Origin of the sequence: Citrobacter sp. EC_71, assembly GCF_019584005.1 — a bacterium.
Taxonomy (GTDB): domain Bacteria; phylum Pseudomonadota; class Gammaproteobacteria; order Enterobacterales; family Enterobacteriaceae; genus Citrobacter; species Citrobacter werkmanii.
The window spans coordinates 12,820-35,423 of sequence record NZ_VDAY01000016.1; the positions used below are offsets into that span (position 1 = coordinate 12,820).

22 protein-coding genes are annotated in these 22,604 nt (G+C 52.9%); 7 read left to right on the forward strand and 15 right to left on the reverse strand.

The window, feature by feature from the left end:
* Positions 1–104: 104 nt before the first annotated feature.
* The 5 genes from artM to FHD02_RS17065 form a co-directional block, all read right to left on the reverse strand.
* Positions 105–773 carry an arginine ABC transporter permease ArtM gene (gene artM, locus FHD02_RS17045; protein ID WP_003844364.1) on the reverse strand — a complete coding sequence of 223 codons (669 nt, stop codon included), beginning with the start codon at positions 771–773 and terminating at the stop codon, positions 105–107.
* A complete protein-coding gene (artQ, locus tag FHD02_RS17050; protein ID WP_042307396.1) occupies positions 773–1,489 on the reverse strand; it encodes an arginine ABC transporter permease ArtQ in 717 nt (238 codons plus the stop codon). The genes artM and artQ overlap by 1 nt, the downstream gene beginning before the upstream one ends.
* A gap of 6 nt (positions 1,490–1,495) precedes the next feature.
* Positions 1,496–2,227, reverse strand: coding sequence for an arginine ABC transporter substrate-binding protein ArtI (gene artI, locus FHD02_RS17055; protein WP_003027298.1), 732 nt, complete (start codon positions 2,225–2,227; stop codon positions 1,496–1,498).
* Positions 2,228–2,243: 16 nt separating this feature from the next.
* A complete protein-coding gene (gene artP / locus FHD02_RS17060) occupies positions 2,244–2,972 on the reverse strand; it encodes an arginine ABC transporter ATP-binding protein ArtP (protein WP_003027295.1) in 729 nt (242 codons plus the stop codon).
* 227 nt (positions 2,973–3,199) lie between these two features.
* Complete coding sequence (locus FHD02_RS17065; RefSeq protein WP_137360809.1) at positions 3,200–3,715, reverse strand: lipoprotein; 516 nt, start codon at positions 3,713–3,715, stop codon at positions 3,200–3,202.
* Between the two features lie 126 nt (positions 3,716–3,841).
* On the opposite strand from FHD02_RS17065, the gene FHD02_RS17070 reads away from it, so the two are divergent.
* Both FHD02_RS17070 and FHD02_RS17075 read left to right on the forward strand, forming a co-directional pair.
* Positions 3,842–4,165, forward strand: a complete 324-nt coding sequence (locus tag FHD02_RS17070; protein WP_001160725.1) for a heavy metal-binding domain-containing protein — start codon at positions 3,842–3,844, stop codon at positions 4,163–4,165.
* Positions 4,162–4,992, forward strand: coding sequence for an N-acetylmuramoyl-L-alanine amidase (locus FHD02_RS17075; protein ID WP_137360810.1), 831 nt, complete (start codon positions 4,162–4,164; stop codon positions 4,990–4,992). Before FHD02_RS17070 ends, FHD02_RS17075 begins: the two co-directional genes overlap by 4 nt.
* Here the strand turns inward: FHD02_RS17075 and FHD02_RS17080 are convergent.
* The 4 genes from FHD02_RS17080 to poxB all read right to left on the reverse strand — a co-directional run bounded on the left by FHD02_RS17080 (position 4,989) and on the right by poxB (position 10,297).
* Positions 4,989–6,002, reverse strand: a complete 1,014-nt coding sequence (locus tag FHD02_RS17080) for an NAD(P)-dependent oxidoreductase (protein WP_220394118.1) — start codon at positions 6,000–6,002, stop codon at positions 4,989–4,991. The genes FHD02_RS17075 and FHD02_RS17080 overlap by 4 nt on opposite strands.
* Positions 6,003–6,099: 97 nt before the next feature.
* The gene (locus FHD02_RS17085) at positions 6,100–7,530 is read right to left on the reverse strand and encodes an SDR family oxidoreductase (protein ID WP_137360811.1); all 1,431 of its coding nucleotides are present in this window, start codon (positions 7,528–7,530) and stop codon (positions 6,100–6,102) included.
* Between the two features lie 10 nt (positions 7,531–7,540).
* Positions 7,541–8,542, reverse strand: a complete 1,002-nt coding sequence (ltaE, locus tag FHD02_RS17090; protein WP_137360812.1) for a low-specificity L-threonine aldolase — start codon at positions 8,540–8,542, stop codon at positions 7,541–7,543.
* Between the two features lie 36 nt (positions 8,543–8,578).
* On the reverse strand, positions 8,579–10,297 hold the full coding sequence (gene poxB / locus FHD02_RS17095) for a ubiquinone-dependent pyruvate dehydrogenase (protein WP_220394119.1): 1,719 nt from the start codon (positions 10,295–10,297) through the stop codon (positions 8,579–8,581).
* Positions 10,298–10,450: 153 nt separating this feature from the next.
* Between poxB and FHD02_RS17100 the strand changes: the two genes are divergently transcribed.
* Positions 10,451–10,885, forward strand: a complete 435-nt coding sequence (locus tag FHD02_RS17100) for a DoxX family protein (protein ID WP_137360814.1) — start codon at positions 10,451–10,453, stop codon at positions 10,883–10,885.
* Positions 10,886–10,942: 57 nt separating this feature from the next.
* Here FHD02_RS17100 and hcr read toward each other — a convergent pair whose 3' ends face one another.
* From hcr to aqpZ, 4 genes are all read right to left on the reverse strand, one after another.
* Positions 10,943–11,911, reverse strand: a complete 969-nt coding sequence (gene hcr, locus FHD02_RS17105) for an NADH oxidoreductase (RefSeq protein WP_079223499.1) — start codon at positions 11,909–11,911, stop codon at positions 10,943–10,945.
* Between the two features lie 10 nt (positions 11,912–11,921).
* On the reverse strand, positions 11,922–13,574 hold the full coding sequence (gene hcp, locus FHD02_RS17110; RefSeq protein WP_042307407.1) for a hydroxylamine reductase: 1,653 nt from the start codon (positions 13,572–13,574) through the stop codon (positions 11,922–11,924).
* Positions 13,575–13,729: 155 nt separating this feature from the next.
* On the reverse strand, positions 13,730–14,629 hold the full coding sequence (locus FHD02_RS17115; protein WP_137360815.1) for a lysine exporter LysO family protein: 900 nt from the start codon (positions 14,627–14,629) through the stop codon (positions 13,730–13,732).
* 143 nt (positions 14,630–14,772) lie between these two features.
* Positions 14,773–15,468, reverse strand: a complete 696-nt coding sequence (gene aqpZ, locus FHD02_RS17120) for an aquaporin Z (protein WP_042307410.1) — start codon at positions 15,466–15,468, stop codon at positions 14,773–14,775.
* A gap of 371 nt (positions 15,469–15,839) precedes the next feature.
* On the opposite strand from aqpZ, the gene FHD02_RS17125 reads away from it, so the two are divergent.
* Positions 15,840–17,498 (forward strand): ATP-dependent endonuclease, encoded by a 1,659-nt coding sequence (locus FHD02_RS17125; protein ID WP_042307412.1) that lies wholly within the window; start codon positions 15,840–15,842, stop codon positions 17,496–17,498.
* Here FHD02_RS17125 and FHD02_RS17130 read toward each other — a convergent pair.
* A complete protein-coding gene (locus FHD02_RS17130) occupies positions 17,495–18,442 on the reverse strand; it encodes a VirK/YbjX family protein (RefSeq protein WP_137360816.1) in 948 nt (315 codons plus the stop codon). The two genes, FHD02_RS17125 and FHD02_RS17130, sit on opposite strands and share 4 nt — an antisense overlap.
* Positions 18,443–18,602: 160 nt before the next feature.
* On the opposite strand from FHD02_RS17130, the gene macA reads away from it, so the two are divergent.
* The gene (gene macA, locus FHD02_RS17135; protein WP_042307415.1) at positions 18,603–19,718 is read left to right on the forward strand and encodes a macrolide transporter subunit MacA; all 1,116 of its coding nucleotides are present in this window, start codon (positions 18,603–18,605) and stop codon (positions 19,716–19,718) included.
* Complete coding sequence (gene macB, locus FHD02_RS17140) at positions 19,715–21,661, forward strand: macrolide ABC transporter ATP-binding protein/permease MacB (protein WP_042307417.1); 1,947 nt, start codon at positions 19,715–19,717, stop codon at positions 21,659–21,661. The genes macA and macB overlap by 4 nt, the downstream gene beginning before the upstream one ends.
* A gap of 74 nt (positions 21,662–21,735) precedes the next feature.
* On the opposite strand, the gene cspD is transcribed toward macB, so the two are convergent.
* A complete protein-coding gene (gene cspD, locus FHD02_RS17145; protein ID WP_003036813.1) occupies positions 21,736–21,960 on the reverse strand; it encodes a cold shock-like protein CspD in 225 nt (74 codons plus the stop codon).
* Between the two features lie 323 nt (positions 21,961–22,283).
* On the opposite strand from cspD, the gene clpS reads away from it, so the two are divergent.
* A complete protein-coding gene (gene clpS / locus FHD02_RS17150; RefSeq protein WP_042307420.1) occupies positions 22,284–22,604 on the forward strand; it encodes an ATP-dependent Clp protease adapter ClpS in 321 nt (106 codons plus the stop codon).

The following is a 22,604-nucleotide window of genomic DNA, read 5'->3' on the forward strand; positions in this document are numbered from 1 at the left end:
ATTTATATGCAATAAAAATGATTAAGTATTTTATCGATATAAAAAAAGACGGGCGGTTGTTAGACTTGCCCGTCTTTTATTTTTCGCTTTATGCAGTTATCGGCTTAATTCCGGTGTTCAAACGCCAGCGCTTTACGTTCGATTAAGCGCATCATCAGCGTCAGCAAACCGTTGACGATCAGGTAAATCACGCCCGCCGCGCCGAAGACCATGACGTCATAAGTGCGACCATACAGCAGTTGGCTGTAGCCCATGACTTCCATCAGCGTGATGGTGTAAGCCAGTGAGGTACTTTTAAACACCAGCACCACTTCGTTGGAATACGAGGAGAGGGCGCGTTTAAAGGCGTATGGCAACAGAATCGCCAGCGTATCCTTTTTGCTCATCCCTAATGCACCGCATGACTGCCACTGACCTTCCGGGATGGCGCGGATAGCGCCGTAGAACAGCTGCGTGGTGTAAGCCGCACTGTTTAACGACAGCGCAATTAACGCGCACAGCCACGGTTCGGAGAGCAGATGCCACAGTACCGGATACTCCTGCAGCGTCGGGAACTGTCCTGGCCCGTAGTAGATCAGGAAGATTTGCACCAGCAACGGCGTACCGGTAAACAGCGTGATATAGGCGCGGACCAGCCAGACCAGTACCGGCGTTTTTAGCGTCAGGATGACGGTGAAAATCAGTGCCAGCACCAGAGCAACCACGATGGAGGCGACCGTCAGCGTCAGGCTGGTATGCAGCCCTTTCAACAATTCAGGTAAATACTCGAGCATCAGCCTGGTCTCCGCTCAAAACGTGTCGCGCGCAGGTCAATGCGTTTGAGAATGTACTGACTCACCAGCGTAATCACCAGGTAAATAGCCGCCGCCACAATGTACCAGGTAAATGGCTCCTGGGTACGCGTGGCAATGCTTTTGGTTTGCAGCATCAGATCGTTCACGCTGATCAGGCTGACCAGCGCGGTATCTTTCAGCAATACCAGCCACTGGTTACCCAGTCCCGGCAGAGCGTGACGCCACATCTGCGGCATCACCAGGCGAAAGAAGATCGCGGTTTTAGATAAACCCAACGCCTGACCCGATTCCCATTGTCCGAGTGGCACGGCCTTCAGCGCGCCACGCAGTGTTTGCGACGCATAGGCGGCGTACAGCAAAGACAGCGCAATCACACCGCACAGGAACGGACTGACGTCGAAGTTTTCGATCTGCATCTGTACCGGGATGTCTACAAACCCGAGATTAATCGTAAAACCATCGGCCAGCGTCAGCAGCAGTTGCGAGGAGCCGAAATAGATAAACAGAACCACCAGAATTTCTGGTAACCCGCGCAGAATGGTAACCAGCGCTGAACCTGCCCATGCCACCGGACGCCATTTTACGGACTCCCAGACGGCAAAAAACATGGCGAGCGCGAGGCCAATGATTAGCGCACAAACCGCAAGGCCGACGGTCATCCCGGCGGCGCTTGCTAACGGAAAAAATTCATTCATCAAATATTACTTCTGGAACCATTTGTTGTAGATGGTCTCGTAAGTCCCATCTTTCTTCACTTTTTCCAGTGCAGCGTTAAATTTCTGCTGCAGCTCAGTGTTGCCCTGACGCACCGCGATGCCCAGACCCGTACCGAAGTAATCTTTATCCGTCACTTTGTCGCCAACCGCGGCCAGTTTTGGATTGTCTTTCAGCCACTCGGTTACCACTGCGGTATCACCGAATACACCGTCAATGCGACCGTTTTGCAGATCGAGTTTGGCATTCTGATAGCTGTCATATGGTACGGTGGTCACTTCCGGATGCTTATCCATGATGAATTTCTGGTGCGTAGTCCCGTTTTGTACGCCAACTTTTTTGCCTTTCAGCTGATCAATGCTGGTGTATTTACCCTGCTGGCCAACAAACAGCGCAGAGTTGTCGTAGTAAGGGGTGGTAAACAGGACCTGTTTTTCACGCTCAGGCGTGATGTCCATACCTGCCATCACTGCGTCAAAACGACGGAATTTCAGGCTTGGGATCAGGCTGTCGAATGCCTGATTGGTAAACGTACAGGTAGCATCGATCTCTTTACACAGCGCGTTCGCCAGATCAACGTCAAAACCTACGATCTTGTTATTCGCATCGATAGATTCAAACGGAGGATAAGACGCTTCGGTAGCGAAACGAATGGTTTGGGCTGCGGTAGCGGAAAGGCTAAAACCTGCGATTAGCGCGGCAATCAGAACTTTTTTCATTGTATTGTCCCGAATCTTAGTGAGAAAGATAGTTTTTAAACGCTTCGGTTTGCGGGTTGGCAAAGCAGCTCGCATCCCCAAACTCGACGATATGACCGTTTTCCATATACACCACACGACTGGCCGTTTTACGAGCAACTTCCACTTCGTGGGTGACGATCACCTGAGTAATGTTGGTTTCCGCCAGCTCACGAATGATGCTGACGATTTGCGCGGTAATTTCCGGATCAAGCGCGGCGGTCGGTTCGTCAAACAGCAGTACCTGTGGTTCCATCATCAACGCGCGGGCAATTGCCACACGCTGCTGCTGGCCGCCGGAGAGATGCAGCGGATAACGATCGCTGTAGGGCTTCAGACGCAGACGTTCGAGCAGTTTCTCGGCGCGCGCCATTGCCTGCTCTTTTGTCAGACCGAGCACACGGCAGGGCGCTTCAATCAGATTCTGTACAACTGTGAGGTGCGGCCAAAGATTATATTGCTGAAAAACCATACCCACGTTCTGGCGCAGATCGCGAATAGCTTTATCTGACGGCGTTTTCGTGAAGTCGAAACGGTTACCCGCAATAGAGAGCGTGCCCGAGCGCGGCATCTCAAGCAGGTTGAGTACGCGCAGTAGCGAGCTTTTCCCGGCTCCACTAGGGCCAAGTAACACCAGTGTTTCACCCTGAGGGCAATCCAGCGTGATATCGAACAGCGCCTGATGTGCGCCGTAGAAGCAGTTAATGCCGTTTAATTGAATACTCATTGACACTCGTATGCTGGCAGTCTGATAGCTATTGAAGCCGCAGATACTACCTTTGACAGAATAGTTATGCAATATTTATGCGTTAAAAGTTAAATGCAAACCGCATTCTTATCTAAACATAGCACAAAATAGCGGGGCCACCAGCGGGCAAGAATAATTGTCGGCATTCTATGCAGAATGCCAGACAATTTATGGGGTTTATGAAACAGGCGGGTGAATGGGGGCGACTAGCGGTTTTCCACAGACTGGCGCAGCGTCCCGGCTGGCGCGTGTACGCTGCCGCCCAGATAGCGGACGTCGTCTACTACCCAGCACTGGCCTTCGCGGATCATCAGCACTTCGTCACGCCAGCTTTGGTCACCCTGTTTCAGCTCTACGCGCAGCGGAATGTTGCGTGCATCACTATTCGGAATAGTCGATGCGCTGGCGACGCTGGCGCTATCCGGTAACGTGGCGCGGCTGGAGAAAGGATCGCTGTTAAACAGATCGCGATGCGCGTTATCACGGCTGGCATCGGTCAACAGTTTAGCCAGATTGTCGCTGAGGTATGGACGAAGGGCGGTAATGTCATTGTTTCGATGCTGAATACGGTAATCATAGAATTGTTGAGCCACGCTGTCTGGCCCGCCTTCTACGCATGCACCGCTCCGCGTGCCGTTATCTTTATAGGCCGGAGTCACGGTAGTACAGGCGCTGAGAAGTAGTGCACATGGAACCAGCAGAGAGAGTTTCGAGTAGCGCATAATGATTTCCTTATAAGCTTCCTACTAATAGTGTTCTACGTTGATAGAATATATCCTTTCAATGATAGTGGATCGGTTCGATAATGCTTTTGAGATCGTGCTCTTAGCGCAAAAAGGAGATTAACCATGCAGTTTTCAACTACCCCTACGCTTGAAGGGCAGAGCATCGTGGAATACTGCGGTGTGGTGACGGGTGAAGCCATTTTAGGCGCGAATATCTTCCGTGATTTCTTCGCTGGCATTCGCGATATTGTCGGCGGTCGCTCCGGCGCATATGAAAAAGAGTTGCGCAAAGCACGCGAAATTGCTTTTCAGGAGCTGGGTGAACAGGCGAAAGCGCTGGGTGCTGATGCGGTCGTCGGTATCGACATTGATTACGAAACCGTGGGTAAAGATGGCAGCATGTTGATGGTGAGCGTCAGCGGTACTGCGGTGAAAACTCGCCGATGAAGCGTCTGTTGTGGCTGCTGGCATTGACGCTGCTGCTGGCGGGCTGCGCTGGCGAAAAAGGGGTTGTCGATAAAGACGGATATCAGTTGGATACCCGCCGTCAGGCGCAGGCCGCATACCCGCGTATCAAAGTGCTGGTTATCCATTACACGGCCGATGATTTTGACGCTTCTCTGGCTACGCTGACCGATAAAAACGTCAGTTCGCACTATCTGATCCCGGCTGTGCCGCCGCTCTACCACGGCAAGCCACGTATCTGGCAACTGGTGCCGGAAAAAGATCTGGCCTGGCATGCCGGGATTAGCTTCTGGCGCGGCGCTACGCGGATTAACGATACCTCGATTGGCATTGAGCTGGAAAACCGCGGCTGGCAAAAAGCGGCGGGAACGAAATATTTTGCCCCGTTTGAGCCAGCGCAAATTCAGGCGTTGATCCCACTGGCGAAGGACATTATTGCTCGCTACGATATCAAGCCGCAAAACGTGGTGGCCCATGCGGACGTCGCACCGCAGCGTAAGGACGATCCAGGCCCATTGTTTCCGTGGAAACAACTGGCAGCACAGGGGATTGGCGCATGGCCTGATGCTCACCGCGTGGCGTTTTATCTCAATGGGAGAGCGCCATCTACGCCGGTAGACACTGCATCGTTACTCGATCTGCTGTCGCGCTATGGCTATGAGGTGAAACCTGAAATGACGCCGCGTGAACAGCAGCGGGTGATTATGGCCTTCCAGATGCACTTCCGCCCGACGTTGTGGAACGGCGTGGCGGACGCAGAAACTCAGTCGATTGCCGAAGCGTTACTGGAGAAATACGGGCAGGGTTAACGCGGCAGCTTACCGTGGTCGCGCAGCCAGGCTGCGGTACGCTCAATCCCTTCATCCAGCGTGACGATGGGCTGATAACCTAACTCTTCCTGTGCGCGGCTGGTATCCAGAGTAAAGTCAAAATTCAGCTTCGATACGCCGTAGTGCGTAAGCTTTGGTTCTTTCGCCGATTTATTGCCCAGGCGCTCCATGCTGCGGGCAATCATGTCCAGCATCGGGTAGGGCACCGAGCGGATTCGGCAATCAATATTCAACTCGTCGATCAGCTTCTGCACGATACTGCGCAGCGTTCGATGCTCGCCGTTAGTAATGTTGTATGCGCGGCCTGACGGCAGCTTATCGCAGGCTTCCTGGCTTACCAGCCACATCGCGTGTACCGCGTTCTCATAATAGGTCATATCCACCAGCGCACTTCCACCGTGCGGCAACAGGATGCTGCCGTAGTGGTACATCATGTGGGCCAGACGGGGGATAAAAACTTTATCGTGAGGTCCGAACAGACTTTGCGGGCGCAATACTGTGAAGCGGGTCTGCGGGTTAGCCTGTGCGAGCAGCGCAATCACATCTTCACCAGCCGCTTTACTGCGGGCGAATTCATTGGCGAAGCGATGTGGTCGGAAGTCTTCTTTGATATCCCGATGGTGGTGATAGTCAAAATAGAGCGACGGAGAGGAGATATGGATAAAGTTACGTACGCCCCAGGCAACGGCCCATTCGCCCAGACGGCGGGTAGCACGAACGTTGGCCAGATCGAAGGCTTCCTGCGTTCCCCATGGTGAGGTAAAACTGGAGCAGTGCCACAGCGTGTCGATACCTGCGAGCATGACTTTTGCCTGCGAAGAGACCAGTTCGGTCAAATCCGCATGCACAAATTCTGCGCCCATTTTCTCCAGCAGCTTGCCCATCGCTTCGTTGCGACCGGTGGCTCTGACGGTGACGCCTTTGCTGCATAGAAACTCAACCGCATTTCGGCCTAAGCCGCTGGTGGCTCCGGTAACCAGTACCTTCATATCAATCCACTGTGTTTAAAAAACATCGTGCGCATTCTTCCGTGAAATACGACTGTATGCAATGGGAAACGTGAAAGAATACAGTCTCTTTTTGTCATTAGTCTGTGATTTGTTCTGCAAGTTTGGCGATACGCTTCGCCATCCCTCTGAAAATGAACAGATGAGCCGGGATCATCAACAACCAGTAGAAGAGACCGGGCATGCCGTGCGGATGCCACCAGGCTCGTACATCGATGCGCCGATGATCGCCTTTATCTTCCAGTGTAAAGCTTAAACGGCCTAATCCCGGCGCTTTCATGCCAAACAGCAGTGTGAGCTGTTTTTCTGGCTCAACGATGATCACTTTCCAGCTATCCACGGCATCGCCAACCTGCAACAACGGGTTATCCGGGCGACCTTTTGCCAGCTTATGGCCGACCAGCAGGTCCAGCGCGGCGCGCGTCTTCCACAAAAAATTGCCAAAGAAATAGCCCTCTTTCCCGCCGAGACGGTTCACCACTTGCCACAGCGCTTTCAGGCTGGCGGAGGTGTCGACGCTAAAGCCAGCCTGTTTGGCAAAATAGCCATATTCGGGACGCCAGCGGGCGAATGCCTGAGCGTCATACCCCCAGTCGCTGGAGTTAACCAGCTTCTCTTCTTCTTTCAGCGTGCTGCGCACTGCGTCATCAAAGGCGATCAGCTTTTGTGGGATCAGCGCGCGTAGCTCAGCGTCATCGGCCAGCAAGTCATGCTTTAAGCCTTGTATCAGCGCCTTTGCCGTAGTGGGCGGTACCGACGTAATAACATTCAAAAACCACACCGAAATCCAACTGGTCGGAAAGGGGATAGGGATCAACAAGCGGTGCTTGCCGCTGACGGCCATAAAATGTTCGAACTGTTCCTGATAGCTTAATATCTGCGGCCCTGCGGCTTCGAGTATGCGGTGATGGCTTGTGGGATGGTCCAACAGCGCCACCAGATAGTACATCAAATTTTCCAGCGCGATGGGCGTGGTACGCGAACGTACCCAGCGCGGAGGCGTAAGTACCGGCAGGTTGTAGACCATATCGCGCATCACTTCAAAAGCGGCGGAACCCGCCCCGACGATAATGCCTGCTCGTAATTCGGTCATCGGCACGCCCGCTTCGCGCAGGATGTCCGCGGTTATCTGCCGTGCACGCAGATGATCGGATTGTTCATGCCGCGGAGCCTGTAATGAGCTCAGGAAAATAAGCTGTTTGACGGGAATGCTACGTAGCGCATCACGCACGTTCATCGCGACCTGGCGCTCATGAGCGATAAAATCACCGCCTTCACCCATGCCATGGACCAGATAATAAACCGTATCAACATCCGTCAGCAGCGGCGTCAGGTTATCAGGCCAGGTTAAGTCGACTTTGTGGCAACTGACGTTAGCCAGTTGCAGTTTTTCCAGACGTTCAATACGGCGTGCCGCAGCCAGCACCTGGTGCCCTTGCTGGCTGAGCGCCTGTACCAGATGCTGACCAATGTAGCCACTGGCGCCAAGAACCAAAATCCGTTGCGGCACGCCCATCTCCTTAGCGAGTTAAAAAAGCGCGCCAGTAGGCGGCGACTTCGGCAAGTTGTTCACGCGATACGTCCAGATGCATCACCAGGCGTACAATTGGGGAGGCGTTAATCAGTACGCCTTGCGCCTTCATATACTCGCCCAGCGCAGCAGCGTGCTCTTCGCCAACGCGGACAAACAGCATGTTGGTATCGTGACGCATGACGTCTGCGCCTGCTTCGCGCAGCTGTTCCGCCATCCAGGCCGCATTGTCATGGTCTTCCTGTAAACGCGCCACGTTATTTTTCAACGCATACAGTCCGGCCGCAGCCAGAATCCCGGCCTGACGCATTCCGCCGCCGGTCATTTTACGCCAGCGGATAGCACGTTTGATGTAGTCGTGACTACCGACCAGCAGTGAGCCTACCGGCGTCCCCAGACCTTTGGAGAGACAAATGGTGAACGAGTCGCAGTATTGCGTGATCTCTTTCAGCTCACAGCCGTAAGCAACGACGGCGTTAAAAATACGCGCGCCATCAACGTGCAGAGCCAGATTGCGCTCACGAGTGAATTCCCAGGCATCTTTCAGATACTCGCGTGGCAGCACTTTGCCGTTGTGGGTGTTTTCCAGACTAAGCAGACGTGTGCGGGCAAAATGGATATCATCCGCTTTGATTTTTGCCGCCACTTTGTCCAGCGGTAAGGTGCCATCCGGCGCGGCATCGATAGGCTGCGGCTGGATGCTGCCGAGCACCGCAGCGCCACCCGCTTCGTAGAGATAGTTATGTGCGCCCTGGCCTGCGATATACTCTTCACCGCGCTGGCAGTGGCTGAGCAGCGCAACCAGGTTAGCCTGAGTGCCGGTAGGTAAGAAAATAGCAGCTTCTTTGCCAGAAAGCTCAGCAGCGTATTGCTGGAGAGCGTTAACGGTAGGGTCATCTCCGTATACGTCGTCCCCGACCGGGGCCGCCATCATCTCTTCCAGCATGGCGCGGCTCGGCCGGGTTACGGTATCACTGCGTAAATCAATCACGGGCATTCCTTTTTTAGTGAGGTAATGCCCTCTGTTTTACCTGAGCCAGTTAGTTTTCGCCAGTTCCATCACTTCATCACCGCGTCCACTGATGATTGCGCGCAACATATACAGGCTAAAACCTTTCGCTTGTTCGAGTTTGATCTGCGGCGGGATGGCTAACTCTTCTTTCGCCACCACCACATCGACCAGTACCGGACCGTCAATCGACATCGCCCTTTGCAGTGCCTCATCGACCTCTGAGGATTTCTCCACACGAATGCCCGTAATGCCGCAGGCTTCGGCAATCCGCGCGAAGTTGGTGTCGTGCAGCTCCGTGCCGTCGGTCAGATAACCGCCAGCCTTCATCTCCATCGCCACAAATCCCAGTACGCTGTTGTTGAAGACGATAATCTTTACTGGCAGCTTCATCTGGACAACCGACAGAAAATCGCCCATCAGCATGCTAAAACCACCGTCACCGCACATGGCGATGACCTGGCGTCCCGGTTCGGTCGCTTGTGCGCCGAGTGCCTGTGGCATAGCGTTCGCCATCGACCCGTGATTAAACGACCCGAGAAGGCGACGTTTGCCGTTCATTTTCAGATAGCGTGCAGCCCAAACCGTTGGGGTACCAACATCGCAGGTAAAGATAGCGTCGTCAGCGGCAAAATGGCTGATCTGCTGCGCCAGATACTGCGGATGAATGGCTTTATCGCTCGGTTTGGCTAAATCATCCAGACCCTTGCGCGCCTCACGATAGTGCTCCAGCGCTTTGTCTAAAAACTTCCGCTCGGTTTTTTCCTCCACCAACGGCAACAGGGCGCGGAGAGTGGATTTAATATTGCCCACCAGCGCCATATCAACTTTACTGTGCGCGCCGATGCTCGCCGGATTGATATCAATCTGAATAATTTGGGCGTCGGTAGGGTAGAACGGGCGATAGGGAAACTGGGTGCCGAGCAGGATCAGCGTGTCGGCATTCATCATGGTGTGGAATCCGGATGAAAAGCCAATCAGCCCGGTCATACCGACGTCGTACGGGTTGTCGTATTCGACGTGCTCTTTACCCCGCAGGGCGTGGACAATCGGCGCTTTGATTTTTGCCGCAAACTCTACCAGTTCTTGATGCGCACCGGCACAGCCGCTGCCGCACATCAGGGCGATATTGCTGGAATAACGCAGTAGTTGCGCCAGTTTTCTGAGTTCTTCTTCTTCCGGGGTGACGACCGGGAGTGGCGCATGATACCAGTGCCTGCTGGCGCTTTCCGGCGCGGGCTTCAGCGCGACGTCGCCGGGTAATACCACCACCGAGACGCCACGATTTAATACAGCTTTACGCATTGCAATGGCGAGAACCTGCGGGATCTGTTCAGGGCTGGAAACCAGCTCGCAATAGTGGCTACATTCGCGGAACAACTCTTGCGGGTGGGTCTCCTGAAAGTAACCGCTGCCGATCTCACTGGAAGGGATATGTGCGGCAATCGCCAGGACCGGAACATGGTTGCGGTGGCAATCAAACAGACCATTGATCAGGTGCAGGTTGCCCGGTCCACATGAACCGGCACAGACGGCCAGTTCGCCGGTTAGTTGCGCTTCTGCGCCAGCGGCGAAGGCGGCAACTTCTTCATGACGGGTCGGCATCCAGTCAATCGTTCCCATGCGATTGAGACTGTCACTGAGGCCATTTAATGAATCACCCGTTACGCCCCAAATGCGTTTAACGCCAGCTTGTTCGAGGGTTTTAGCAATAAAAGCGGCAACCGTTTGTTTCATGGTTTTCCATCTCCTTTAATGTGATACCGGTTACAAGTTTAGATGAAGATGATAGTTATGCTTCTCATTTCCCCCTTATTTTCGGCAGCTTACATTTCGAGCAGATAACGCGTAGTTTGATATCTGGCATGGTGAAAAAAGGAATGAATTCAAATGGTTACTAAACTATTAAATGCAGTTAACCGAACGCTGACTCATGAAGACTTTGGCAAGTTTCTGTTACGCATCGCCGTTGGTGGATTGATGCTATTTCATGGCTTACATAAATTGTTCTCCGGTATTGATGGCATCAGCGGCATGCTGGTAGCGAAAGGTTTTCCGGGCTTTATTGCTTACGGCGTTCTGTTGGGGGAAGTCGTTGCGCCTTGCCTGATTATCCTTGGGATCCTGACCCGTCCGGCGGCGTTGGGGCTGGCCTTTACGATGGTGGTGGCATGGCTGATGGTCGGGATGGGCGAAACCTGGTCACTGGATAAAACTGGCGCATGGGCGATTGAGAGTATGGTGTACTTTTTTATCGGCGCGCTGGCTGTCGCGTTTTTAGGGGCGGGGCGTTTCTCGGTGGCAGGGAATTCGGCCTGGCGGTAAAAAAAGGCCGGATATGGCGTAAACGCTTTATCCGGCCTGGAGCAGCTAAGAAGGAGTTTAAGCGAGTACTAAATCGCCCTGCGGATGACAGGAGCAGGCCAGCACGTAACCTTCGGCAATTTCTGCGTCGGTAAGCGTCATGGTGCTGCTGACCGTGTAGTTACCGTCAACCACTTTGGTTTTGCAGCAGCCGCAAACGCCCGCACGACATGCGGCAACGACCGGCACTTTATTGCTTTCCAGCGCTTCCAGCAGCGTACTGCCCACCGGCGCGTAAAACTCTTTTGCCGGTTGCAGCTTGGTGAACTTCAGACCGCTGGTGGCGGCCTCGGCAACCGGCGTGAAGAACTGCTCTTTAAAGAAGCGCGTCACGCCCAGCGCTTTGACTTCTTTTTCGACCAGATCCATATACGGCGCCGGGCCGCAGGTCATCACGGTACGAGAGACCAGATCCGGCACGCTTTTCAGCAGATCGGTCGTCAGTCGGCCAGAAACAAAACCGTGGGTGGCATTGTTTTCAGCGACTAAGGTCACCGGATATTCGCGCCATTCGTCGGCAAAAATAACATCTTGCGGTGAACGAACGTTAAAGATCACCTGCACATCGGCCTGTGGGCGGTACTTTGCCAACCAGCGACGCATTGACATGATTGGCGTAACGCCGCAACCGGCAGCCAGCATCAGGAACTTATCTTCCGCCTTATCTTCACAGGTAAATTCACCCATGGCATCGGACAGCCAGATATAGTCGCCGCGCTTCACGTCGCGGGTCAGCCACTGTGAGCCTGCACCATCGTCAATCCGGCGAACAGTCAGCGTGATGAACTCGCTTACTCCCGGTGTGGATGAAATGGTGTAAGCACGCAGGGTCTCCGCTGAATTACGTACGCTGACCAGTGCATACTGCCCGGCGCGGTACGGATAATAGTCGTGGCACAGCAACGAAATTGTCCATACATCCGGCGTTTCCTGATGGATGTGATGCACCTGCATCCGCCATGGGCACTGATGAGTTGGCATTGTCATTCTTTACTCCTTACGCGCTCAGCAGCTGCTTCATGTCTTCTTCAACGGTGGTCACGGAACGCAGGCCGAATTTTTCGTTGAGCACAGCCAGCAGATCCGGCGTAAAGAAGCCAGGCGCAGTCGGGCCAGTGACGATGTTTTTCACGCCCAGCGACAGCAGGGTCAGCAGAATCACAATCGCTTTCTGTTCAAACCAGGAGAGCACCAGAGACAGCGGCAGATCGTTTACGCCGCAGCCCAGCTTCTCTGCCAGAGTGACCGCCAGGATGATGGCAGAGTAAGCATCGTTACACTGACCGGCATCGACCAGACGCGGCAGACCCTCGATATCGCCGAACTCCAGTTTGTTGAAACGGTATTTACCGCACGCCAGGGTCAGGATCAGGCAATCGTCTGGTACGCTGGTGGCGAAGTCGGTGAAGTAGTTACGTTCGCCGCGCGCGCCGTCGCAGCCGCCGACCAGGAAGATGTGACGCAGTTTTTCACGGCTGACCAGGTCGATTAAGGTATCAGCAGCGCCCAGCAGCGTCTGACGACCGAAACCTACGGTGATCAGGTGCGGGATTTCGCTGTACGGGAAGCCAGCCATCTGCTGCGCCTGAGCAATAACCGGACCGAAGTTGTCGCCTTCGAGGTGGCTCACGCCCGGCCAGCCGACGATGCTACGGGTCCAGATACGGTCGTCGTAAGCACCCACTGTTGGGTCGATGATGCAGTTAGATGTCATCACGATTGGGCCTGGGAAGCGAGCGAACTCAACCTGCTGGTTCTGCCAGCCGCTGCCGTAGTTACCAATCAGATGTTTGAACTTGCGCAGTTCCGGGTAGCCGTGTGCTGGCAGCATTTCGCCGTGGGTATAGACGTTAACGCCGGTACCTTCGGTCTGCTCCAACAGGTTGTAGAGATCTTTCAGGTCGTGACCGGAGATCAGGATGCATTTACCAACGGTTGCTTTAACATTGACCTGAGTCGGCGTCGGGTGACCGTATTTGGTGGTTTCACCGGCGTCCAGGATGCTCATTACTTTGAAGTTCATCTGGCCGATTTCCATAGAACACTCCAGCAGAGCGTTCATGTCGGAAGGCCAGGTTCCCAGCCACGCCATGATTTTGTGGTACTGAGCATAGATGTCGTTGTCGTACTGGCCGAGAACGTGCGCGTGTTCCATATAGGCCGCCGCACCTTTCAGACCGTACAGGCACAGCAGGCGCAGGCCGAGAATATTCTCGCCAATCGTCGCTTTGTCTTTGTTCGGGGTAAATTCCGCTGCCTGACGTTGCAGGTCGCCCAGATCGTCGCTGACCAGTTGCAGGTCCGCCATCGGGTTGTCGACCGCTGCGTTCGCATCAATGTTCAGACATTGCGCTTTCAGTGCTTCACGCAGGGCAATCGCTTCGCGGGCATAGCCGACAATACGCGGGGAGTCGAAGTTAACGTTGGTCAGGGTAGAGAAGAACGCGCGCGGGGCAAAGTTATCAATTTCATGGTCGATGATGCCGTATTCACGCGCTTTAACAGCCCATGCAGACAGACCTTGTAGGGAAGCAATCAGCAGATCCTGCAAATCGGAAGTTTCAGCCGTTTTACCGCACATACCCTGCGCGTAAGAGCAGCCGTTCCCTGCCGGAGTACGGATGGTTTGTTCACATTGCACACAAAACATGGTCACACCTTTTAAAGTTATATTTAATATACATGTTTAAGGTTATGCCTGTGCGCGCAGGGATAAAAGGGATTTCTGCTACAACTTGCAAGGAGATTGATTTAGCGCAATTTTGGCGGTAGCTGACTACCGCCAGAGAGGTATTTGAGTGAGGGTCAGGCGGAGAAAAATGCCATCAGCAGAGGGACTAACAGACTCAGGATAAAACCGTGCACGATGGCTGCCGGAACCATTTCCAGTCCGCCGCTGCGTTGTAAAACTGGCAGGGTGAAATCCATCGATGTGGCCCCGCATAGCCCCAACGCGGTAGAGCGACTGCGACCCACCATGCCGGGAATCAACATAATGGCAATCAGTTCACGCGCCAGGTCATTAAAAAAGGCGGCACTCCCAATCACCGGCCCGAACGACTCGGTTAACAGAATACCGGACAGCGAATACCAGCCAAAACCTGACGCCATCGCCAGCGCGGTTTTTACCGGCAGGCCGAGGATCAACGCATTGATAACCCCCGCCAGCATCGAACTGGCGACGACGACGACGGCCACAATCATGCCCCGGCGATTCAACAAGATTTGCTTGAGGGTCATGCCGCTGTTGCGAAGCTGAATCCCCACCAGGAACAGTAAAAAGATTAATGTATATTCGCTGGCTTCGGTGGCGTGCTGCAAAAAGGAAAGACCGGTGAGACCCAGCAGGAAACCCACCACAACAACCCCGCAAAGCTGGAGCGACTCAAACGCCATCGCGATTCGCGACGGGAGTTTCTCTTGCTGGTGGTTATGCCGCCAGGGCAGTGAACGCTCCAGCCAGAATAGCGCGGCGATATTACACAGCAAAATGACCGTCACGCTGACAGCAGAATAATGAAGTATGGCTAACAGGTTGCTGGCGAGATTATCCAGAAACGCCAGGCTGATGCCCATAAAAAAGAGAATAAGGTAGACGATCCAACTCAACAGGCGATTGATGAGTTTTAATGCGCCCATATGCCGAAGTGGAATAAGGTAGCCCACAATAAGGGGAACCAGAATGATTAACAGCCCTGAAAACATGAAAGCCCGATCCTTGCTGAGATGTAAGACGAAATGCGCCAGCACACACTACTCAATGCAAAGAGGGGAGTAAAGTTGCAAATAAAAGGAAATATAGAGAGGAAAAAAAAGACCTGACTTTCGCCAGGCCTTTTTGTTATCGATTAATCACGTTTTTCCAGCAGAGTGCGGTAAATAAGACCGCCGAGAACCCCACCGATAATCGGCATAACCCAGAAGAACCACAATTGTTGCAATGCCCAGCCGCCCTGGAAGATGGCAACTGCAGTACTACGTGCCGGGTTTACGGAGGTATTAGTGACTGGAATGCTGATCAAGTGGATTAATGTTAACGCCAGACCAATCGCAATAGGTGCAAAACCTGCCGGAGCATGTTTGTCGGTCGCGCCGTGGATCACTAATAAGAAGCCAGCGGTAAGAATAATTTCAATTACAACAGCAGAAAGCATGGAATAACCGCCTGGTGAATGATCACCAAAGCCGTTCGAGGCAAAACCGCTGGCGGTTGCATCAAAACCTGCTTTACCGCTGGCAATAAGATACAGAGCCGCTGCTGCAACAATACCGCCCACAACCTGCGCAATAACATATCCAATAACGTCTTTCGCCGGGAAGCGACCGCCAGCCCATAAACCGAAGGTTACTGCCGGGTTAAAATGTCCACCTGAAATATGGCCTACGGCATAGGCCATAGTTAATACGGTCAGACCAAATGCCAATGCGACACCGGCAAATCCAATTCCCAATTCCGGGAATGCTGCGGCCAGTACTGCGCTACCGCACCCACCAAAGACGAGCCAAAACGTACCGAAGAATTCGGCTGCTAATTTCCTGAACATAACCACCTCAATTAAAAGTTCCGGGTTTGTGTTCCTTGCCCGGTAATTCATCGCTTAAAGGGACGATGATGAAAGAGCGGGTATTTTAGAAAAAAACATCATCCCTTCGCCAGTTAAATTGATGAAAAAATTTGATTTAAGGCAATATGTCGTGATTCCTTTTTGAATATTCGATGAATGAAGCATAGTTCAATTAGCTAAAAATGATGATTGAGCTTAGAAATTATAATCACAGGGAAACATAAGAAGAATATTCTTAATTTTTTGGGTTTCTGCGATTAACCTCCTGATGATATCGGGTGCTCTGAGCGCCCAGTTAACGTTATACTCCTGATAACTTGAAGGAAAAAGTTAGCATTTCCGGAGGCTATATGATTCTCGAACGCGTTGAGATTGTTGGATTTCGTGGTATTAACCGCCTGTCGTTGATGCTTGAGCAGAGTAACGTGCTGATTGGGGAGAACGCGTGGGGTAAGTCCAGTCTGCTGGATGCTTTAACCTTGCTGCTGTCGCCGGAGTCTGATTTGTACCATTTTGACCGTGAGGATTTTTGGTTCCCGCCGGGCGATATACAGGGCCGGGAACATCATTTGCACATTATCCTGACGTTTCGAGAATCTCAACCGGGTCGTCATCGGGTTCGTCGGTACCGTCCTCTGGAAGCCTGCTGGACGCCGTGTAACGATAGTTATCACCGTATATTCTATCGTCTGGAGGGCGAGTGTGCGGATGACGGGACTGTCCTGACGCTACGTAGTTTTCTTGATGGCGATGGTCATCCGTTAGATCTCGACGACATTAACGACCTGGCGCGGCATCTCGTGCGTCTGATGCCTGTGTTGCGTCTGCGTGATGCGCGTTTTATGCGACGCATTCGTAACGGTACGGTACCGGATTCGGCGGATGTTGAAGTGACCGCCCGCCAGCTGGATTTTCTGGCGCGTGAACTGGCTACCCGACCACAAAACCTCACTGATGGGCAGATTCGTCAGGGGCTGTCGGCCATGGTGCAGCTATTGGAGCACTATTTTTCTGAGCAGGGTTCTGGTCAGTCCCGCTATCGCCTGATGCGTCGCCGCTCCAATAACGAACAACGTAGCTGGCGCTATCTGGATATCATTAATCGCATGATTGATAAGCCCGGCGGACGAACGCATCGCGTTATTCTGTTGGGACTGTTCTCGACGCTGTTGCAGGCCAAAGGCACGTTAAGGCTTGATAAAGATGCCCGGCCTTTATTGCTGATAGAAGACCCGGAAACGCGTTTACATCCCATCATGTTGTCGGTTGCCTGGCACTTGCTGAATCTACTTCCTCTCCAGCGGGTGGCGACCACCAACTCCGGTGAGTTGCTGTCTCTCACGCCGGTGGAACATGTTGTCCGTCTGGTACGTGAATCATCCCGGGTAGCCGCCTGGCGGCTGGGACCGGGTGGGATCAGCGCGGAGGACGGTCGGCGTATCGCTTTCCATATTCGTTTCAATCGTGCATCTTCGCTGTTTGCCCGCTGCTGGCTGCTGGTGGAAGGCGAAACGGAAACCTGGGTCATTAACGAGCTGGCCCGCCAGTGCGGACATCACTTTGATGCGGAAGGTATTAAAGTCATTGAATTTGCTCAGTCAGGTCTCAAACCACTGGTTAAGTTTGCCCGCCGGATGGGAATTGAATGGCACGTGCTGGTCGATGGCGATGAAGCCGGGAAAAAGTATGCCGCCACGGTGCGCGGTTTATTGAATAACGACCGAGAGGAGGAGCGCGATCATTTAACCATGCTCCCCGCGCTGGATATGGAACACTTTATGTATCGCCAGGGGTTCGCCGATGTCTTTCATCGTGTTGCGCAGATCCCGGAAAATGTGCCAATGAATATGCGCAAAATTATCTCCAAGGCGATTCATCGGTCGTCAAAACCGGATCTGGCGATCGAGGTGGCGATGGAAGCAGGGCGGCGTGGCGTGGACGCCGTCCCTACGTTGCTGCGTAAAATGTTTTCCCGCGTGCTGTGGCTGGCACGCGGCAGAGCGGATTAGTGACGAAACATCGACGACAGCTGCGCGTGGATGCTGTCCAGTAGCTGATAGCGACGGCGGTATTCTGCGCGTTTTTTACTGGCAATCTCCGCTTCGCTTTTTCGAGCCAGCGCACGCGGAATATGATAGTACCCGCGGCTGTCGCACTCGCCGCCAAGCGACGCCCAAAATGCGTTGTAGTCGGAAAGAATCACTTTGTTTTGATCGTGGTAACGCGGACTGCGAAAGATATGCTGTTCATTACTGACAGCCATTACCTTTTCGATATTCAATTGTTCTGCCAAACGACAAATGGCTTCCATAACAAGGCGTTTGGGGAATATTCCGTGGCAGGATTTGGTCGCTTTTTGTGTTGCTTCGTGCGGAAGTTGTGAATTACCCTGCATGCCGCCGATAAATAATGTACTTTTCCCATTATATTCGCAGAAGGTAAATGTCATTTTAGTCAGTTCGTCACCCTCGCCATTTCGCACCAGAATAGTACTTTCACCCTCTTTATCGAGTACCGGAAACATCATCATGGTCACGGTAAATTTCTCGTTATCTTTACCTTCAATTTGCGCCAACTGTAAGCCGTCATGACTTAATAAGGCGTTAAATTCACCAGGTAAGAATGCATTGCGGATAACATGGTAATGAAAACGCACCGCATTTAATCGCATTCTACGATCGAAGTTGGCGGCAAGGTAAGGACGATGCAGACGAACGGGTAGCCGGGGTTGACGGGTGAGCACGTTTTCAAGCTCCGGCCACTGCGCCAGTTCAGTCATCCATTCCCGGGTAAGGCGAGGTATCAGTAATGAACGCCAGATAAACTTACGCCGAAAGCTCCGTTTATCCCAACACTGTGCAGGCCGTAACTGACCGCGGCTCAGGCTGTAAAAAAGGCCAAGGCTGGTGATGGGTTTGGTGGAAAGAAAAGCGCTTTCAGTTAGTTGACTCATAATATAAATCCGATTGATACCCTGGCATTAATTTCAGCACAGTGGATCTTAACCATTCATCAATAACTCTGTTATTCTTGCGCTTTTCAACGGCTATTTATTTAACGTTGACGTTTAACACTCCACTCTGATGGACGTATTGGGGGAAATTGGGACATTTATGAAGCTCAAGGGAAAAATCAAAAAACGCTATTTTATCTTCGCCATCATCCTTATTGTGGCGATAATTGCGCTATGGCGTACGCTTAATGCGCCTTTACCTCAGTATCAAACGTTAATTGTTCGTCCCGGCGATCTCCAGCAGAGTGTACTGGCTACCGGAAAACTGGATGCGCTGCGTAAAGTTGACGTCGGGGCGCAGGTCAGTGGGCAGTTAAAAACGCTGTCGGTCGCGATTGGCGATAAAGTAAAAAAAGATCAACTGCTTGGCGTTATCGATCCTGAACAGGCGCAAAACCAGATCAAAGAGGTTGAAGCGACGCTGATGGAATTACGCGCCCAGCGTTTACAGGCTGAAGCCGAGTGGAAGCTGGCGCGAGTGACGCTTTCCCGTCAGCAGCAGTTGGCGAAAACCCAGGCGGTTTCACAACAGGATCTCGATACCGCGGCTACCGAGATGGCGGTCAAACAGGCGCAAATTGGCACCATTGATGCACAGATTAAGCGTAATCAAGCCTCTCTTGATACAGCCAGGACCAACCTTGATTACACCCGCATTGTAGCGCCAATGGCGGGTGAGGTTACGCAAATAACCACTCTGCAAGGACAAACCGTTATTGCCGCCCAGCAGGCACCTAACATTCTGACGTTAGCAGACATGAGTACCATGCTGGTGAAAGCGCAGGTTTCCGAGGCGGATGTTATTCACCTGCATCCCGGACAAAAAGCCTGGTTCACTGTCCTCGGCGATCCGCAGACGCGCTACGAAGGTACGCTGAAAGATGTCCTGCCGACGCCGGAAAAAGTGAATGACGCGATTTTCTACTATGCCCGCTTTGAAGTGCCTAACCCGAAAGGGATCCTGCGTCTGGATATGACCGCACAGGTCCATATTCAGCTCACGGATGTCAAAAATGTCCTGACCATCCCGCTATCGGCGCTGGGCGATCCTATTGGCAATAATCGCTATAACGTCAGGCTGCTGCGTAACGGTGAAACCCGCGAGCGTGAGGTGGTGATCGGCGCGCGCAATGACACCGATGTGGAGATTGTGAAGGGGCTGGAAGAGGGAGATGAAGTCATTACTGGCGAGGGCAATCCTGGGGCAGCGAAATGACGGCATTGCTTGAGCTGAGCAATATCCGCCGTAGTTACCCGTCAGGCGAAGGGCAGGTCGAGGTGTTAAAGGACGTTTCCTTGAGCATTCAGGCCGGTGAAATGGTGGCGATTGTCGGCGCGTCTGGTTCGGGTAAATCGACGCTGATGAACATTCTCGGCTGTCTCGATAAGCCTACCAGCGGCACGTATCGGGTGGCCGGGCGCGATGTCTCCACCCTCGATAGCGATGCGTTAGCGCAACTGCGACGCGAGCATTTTGGTTTTATCTTCCAGCGTTATCATTTGCTGTCGCATTTGACCGCCGCGCAAAACGTTGAGGTGCCAGCGGTCTATGCCGGGACAGAACGTAAGCAACGTCTGGCTCGTGCGCAGGAATTACTCCAGCGGCTGGGGCTGGGCGACAGGGTTGATTATCAGCCATCCCAGCTTTCCGGTGGCCAGCAGCAGCGGGTCAGCATTGCGCGTGCGTTGATGAACGGTGGGCAGGTGATTCTTGCCGACGAACCCACCGGGGCGTTGGATAGCCATTCTGGCGAAGAGGTGATGGCGATTTTGCATCAGCTTCGCGATCGCGGACATACGGTGATTATCGTTACGCACGACCCGCAGGTGGCCGCGCAGGCCGAGCGCGTAATTGAAATTCGCGACGGAGAGATTGTACGCAACCCGCCGCCGCACAAATCTCCTGGCGGACGCGAAATCTCCGTGCCGACAGTGAAAACAGTGTCGGGCTGGAGTCAGTTTATCAGTGGTTTTCGCGAAGCGCTCACCATGGCCTGGCTGGCAATGGCTGCGAATAAGATGCGTACGCTGCTGACCATGCTAGGGATCATCATCGGTATTGCTTCGGTGGTTTCGATTGTGGTGGTGGGGGATGCGGCAAAACAGTTGGTGCTGGCAGACATTCGCGCTATCGGTACCAATACCATTGATATCTATCCCGGCAAAGATTTCGGCGATGACGATCCGCAGTATCAACAGGCGCTGAAATATGACGATTTAACCGCGCTGCAGAAACAGCCCTGGGTAAGTTCGGTGACGCCTGCGGTGTCGAAGAACCTGCGGCTACGCTACGGTAATATTGACGTGGCTGCCAGTGCGAACGGCGTTAGCGGCGACTATTTCAATGTCTATGGCATGACGTTTAGCGAAGGGACCACCTTTAACGCTGAGCAGCTTGCAGGTCGGGCGCAGGTGGTGGTGCTCGACAGTAATACCCGACGTCAGTTGTTCCCCAATAAAGCGAAGGTGGTGGGCGAAGTCATTTTGGTGGGAAATATGCCTGCTACGGTGATTGGCGTTGCAGAGGAGAAACAGTCGATGTTCGGCAGTAGTAAGATCCTGCGGGTCTGGCTGCCTTACAGCACCATGTCCGGGCGAATTATGGGGCAATCGTGGCTGAACTCAATCACCGTGCGGGTGAAGGACGGTTTTGATAGTGCTCAGGCTGAACAGCAGCTTACCCGCCTGTTGTCGTTACGCCATGGGAAGAAAGATTTCTTTACCTGGAATATGGACGGCGTCTTGAAAACCGCCGAAAAGACCACACGTACATTACAACTCTTCCTGACGCTGGTGGCGGTCATTTCGCTGGTGGTAGGTGGAATCGGCGTGATGAATATTATGCTGGTTTCGGTAACCGAACGAACGCGCGAGATTGGCATTCGTATGGCGGTTGGCGCGCGCGCCAGTGATGTGCTGCAACAGTTCCTCATTGAAGCGGTGCTGGTATGTCTGGTTGGCGGCGCGTTGGGTATCACGTTGTCGATGCTGATCGCCTTTACGCTACAGTTATTCCTGCCCGGCTGGGAAATTGGCTTCTCACCCGTTGCGCTGCTCACGGCATTCCTGTGCTCAACCGCTACCGGCATTTTGTTTGGCTGGTTACCGGCGCGTAATGCGGCCCGGCTTGATCCGGTAGATGCGCTGGCGCGGGAATAATACTGTCGAGATAAAAATGCCAGCCGCAAGGGCTGGCATTTTGACTGCGGGATGTACACAATGAGACAGAAGGGTTATGCGACGGCTTCTGCTTCAATGACAGGCACGATGACACTGGCATGGTTGCCTTTTGGCCCCTGGTGGACATCAAACTGGACAGACTGTCCGGCTTTTAGCGTTCTGTAACCATCCATCTGAATGGTGGAGTAATGGGCGAAAATGTCTTCGCCGCCGCCTTCGGGGCAGATGAAACCAAACCCTTTGGCGTTGTTGAACCACTTAACAGTACCCGTTTCCATACTTCGACATCCTTCGTAGATCTTATATAAGTAAGATGGAATGAACCGGTTGCGGAGTGGGGGCTGTTCAAAACCTCGCCAACTCTCGAAACTACAATTTAGAGAAATCAGGCGGGGCGTCAAGCGTCAGACGGATGGAATAGGGTAAAAATGCATCAAAATTTGAAGCAGTTAACGCTATTGTCGGTTCTGTGACAGATGTCGCGGATGACACTAATAGATGATAGTTATCTAATACTTGAGGTAGATTGAGTGTGTGCATAGGCTGCTTGTCAGCGGCAACATTTTCTGCCGGAAACCGTAACTGAAGATGACGACTGACAATGAGTAAGACGAACGACTGGCTGGATTTCGATCTGCTGGCGGAAGACAAATTGCGCGACGCGCTAAAACCGCCATCTATGTATAAAGTGATATTAATCAATGATGATTACACTCCGATGGAGTTTGTTATTGACGTGTTACAAAAATTCTTTTCTTATGATGTAGAACGTGCAACGCAACTGATGCTTGCAGTTCACTATCAAGGTAAAGCTATTTGCGGCGTGTTTACTGCCGAAGTGGCTGAAACCAAAGTATCGATGGTGAACAAATATGCGAGGGAGAACGAGCATCCGTTGCTGTGTACGCTGGAAAAAGCCTGA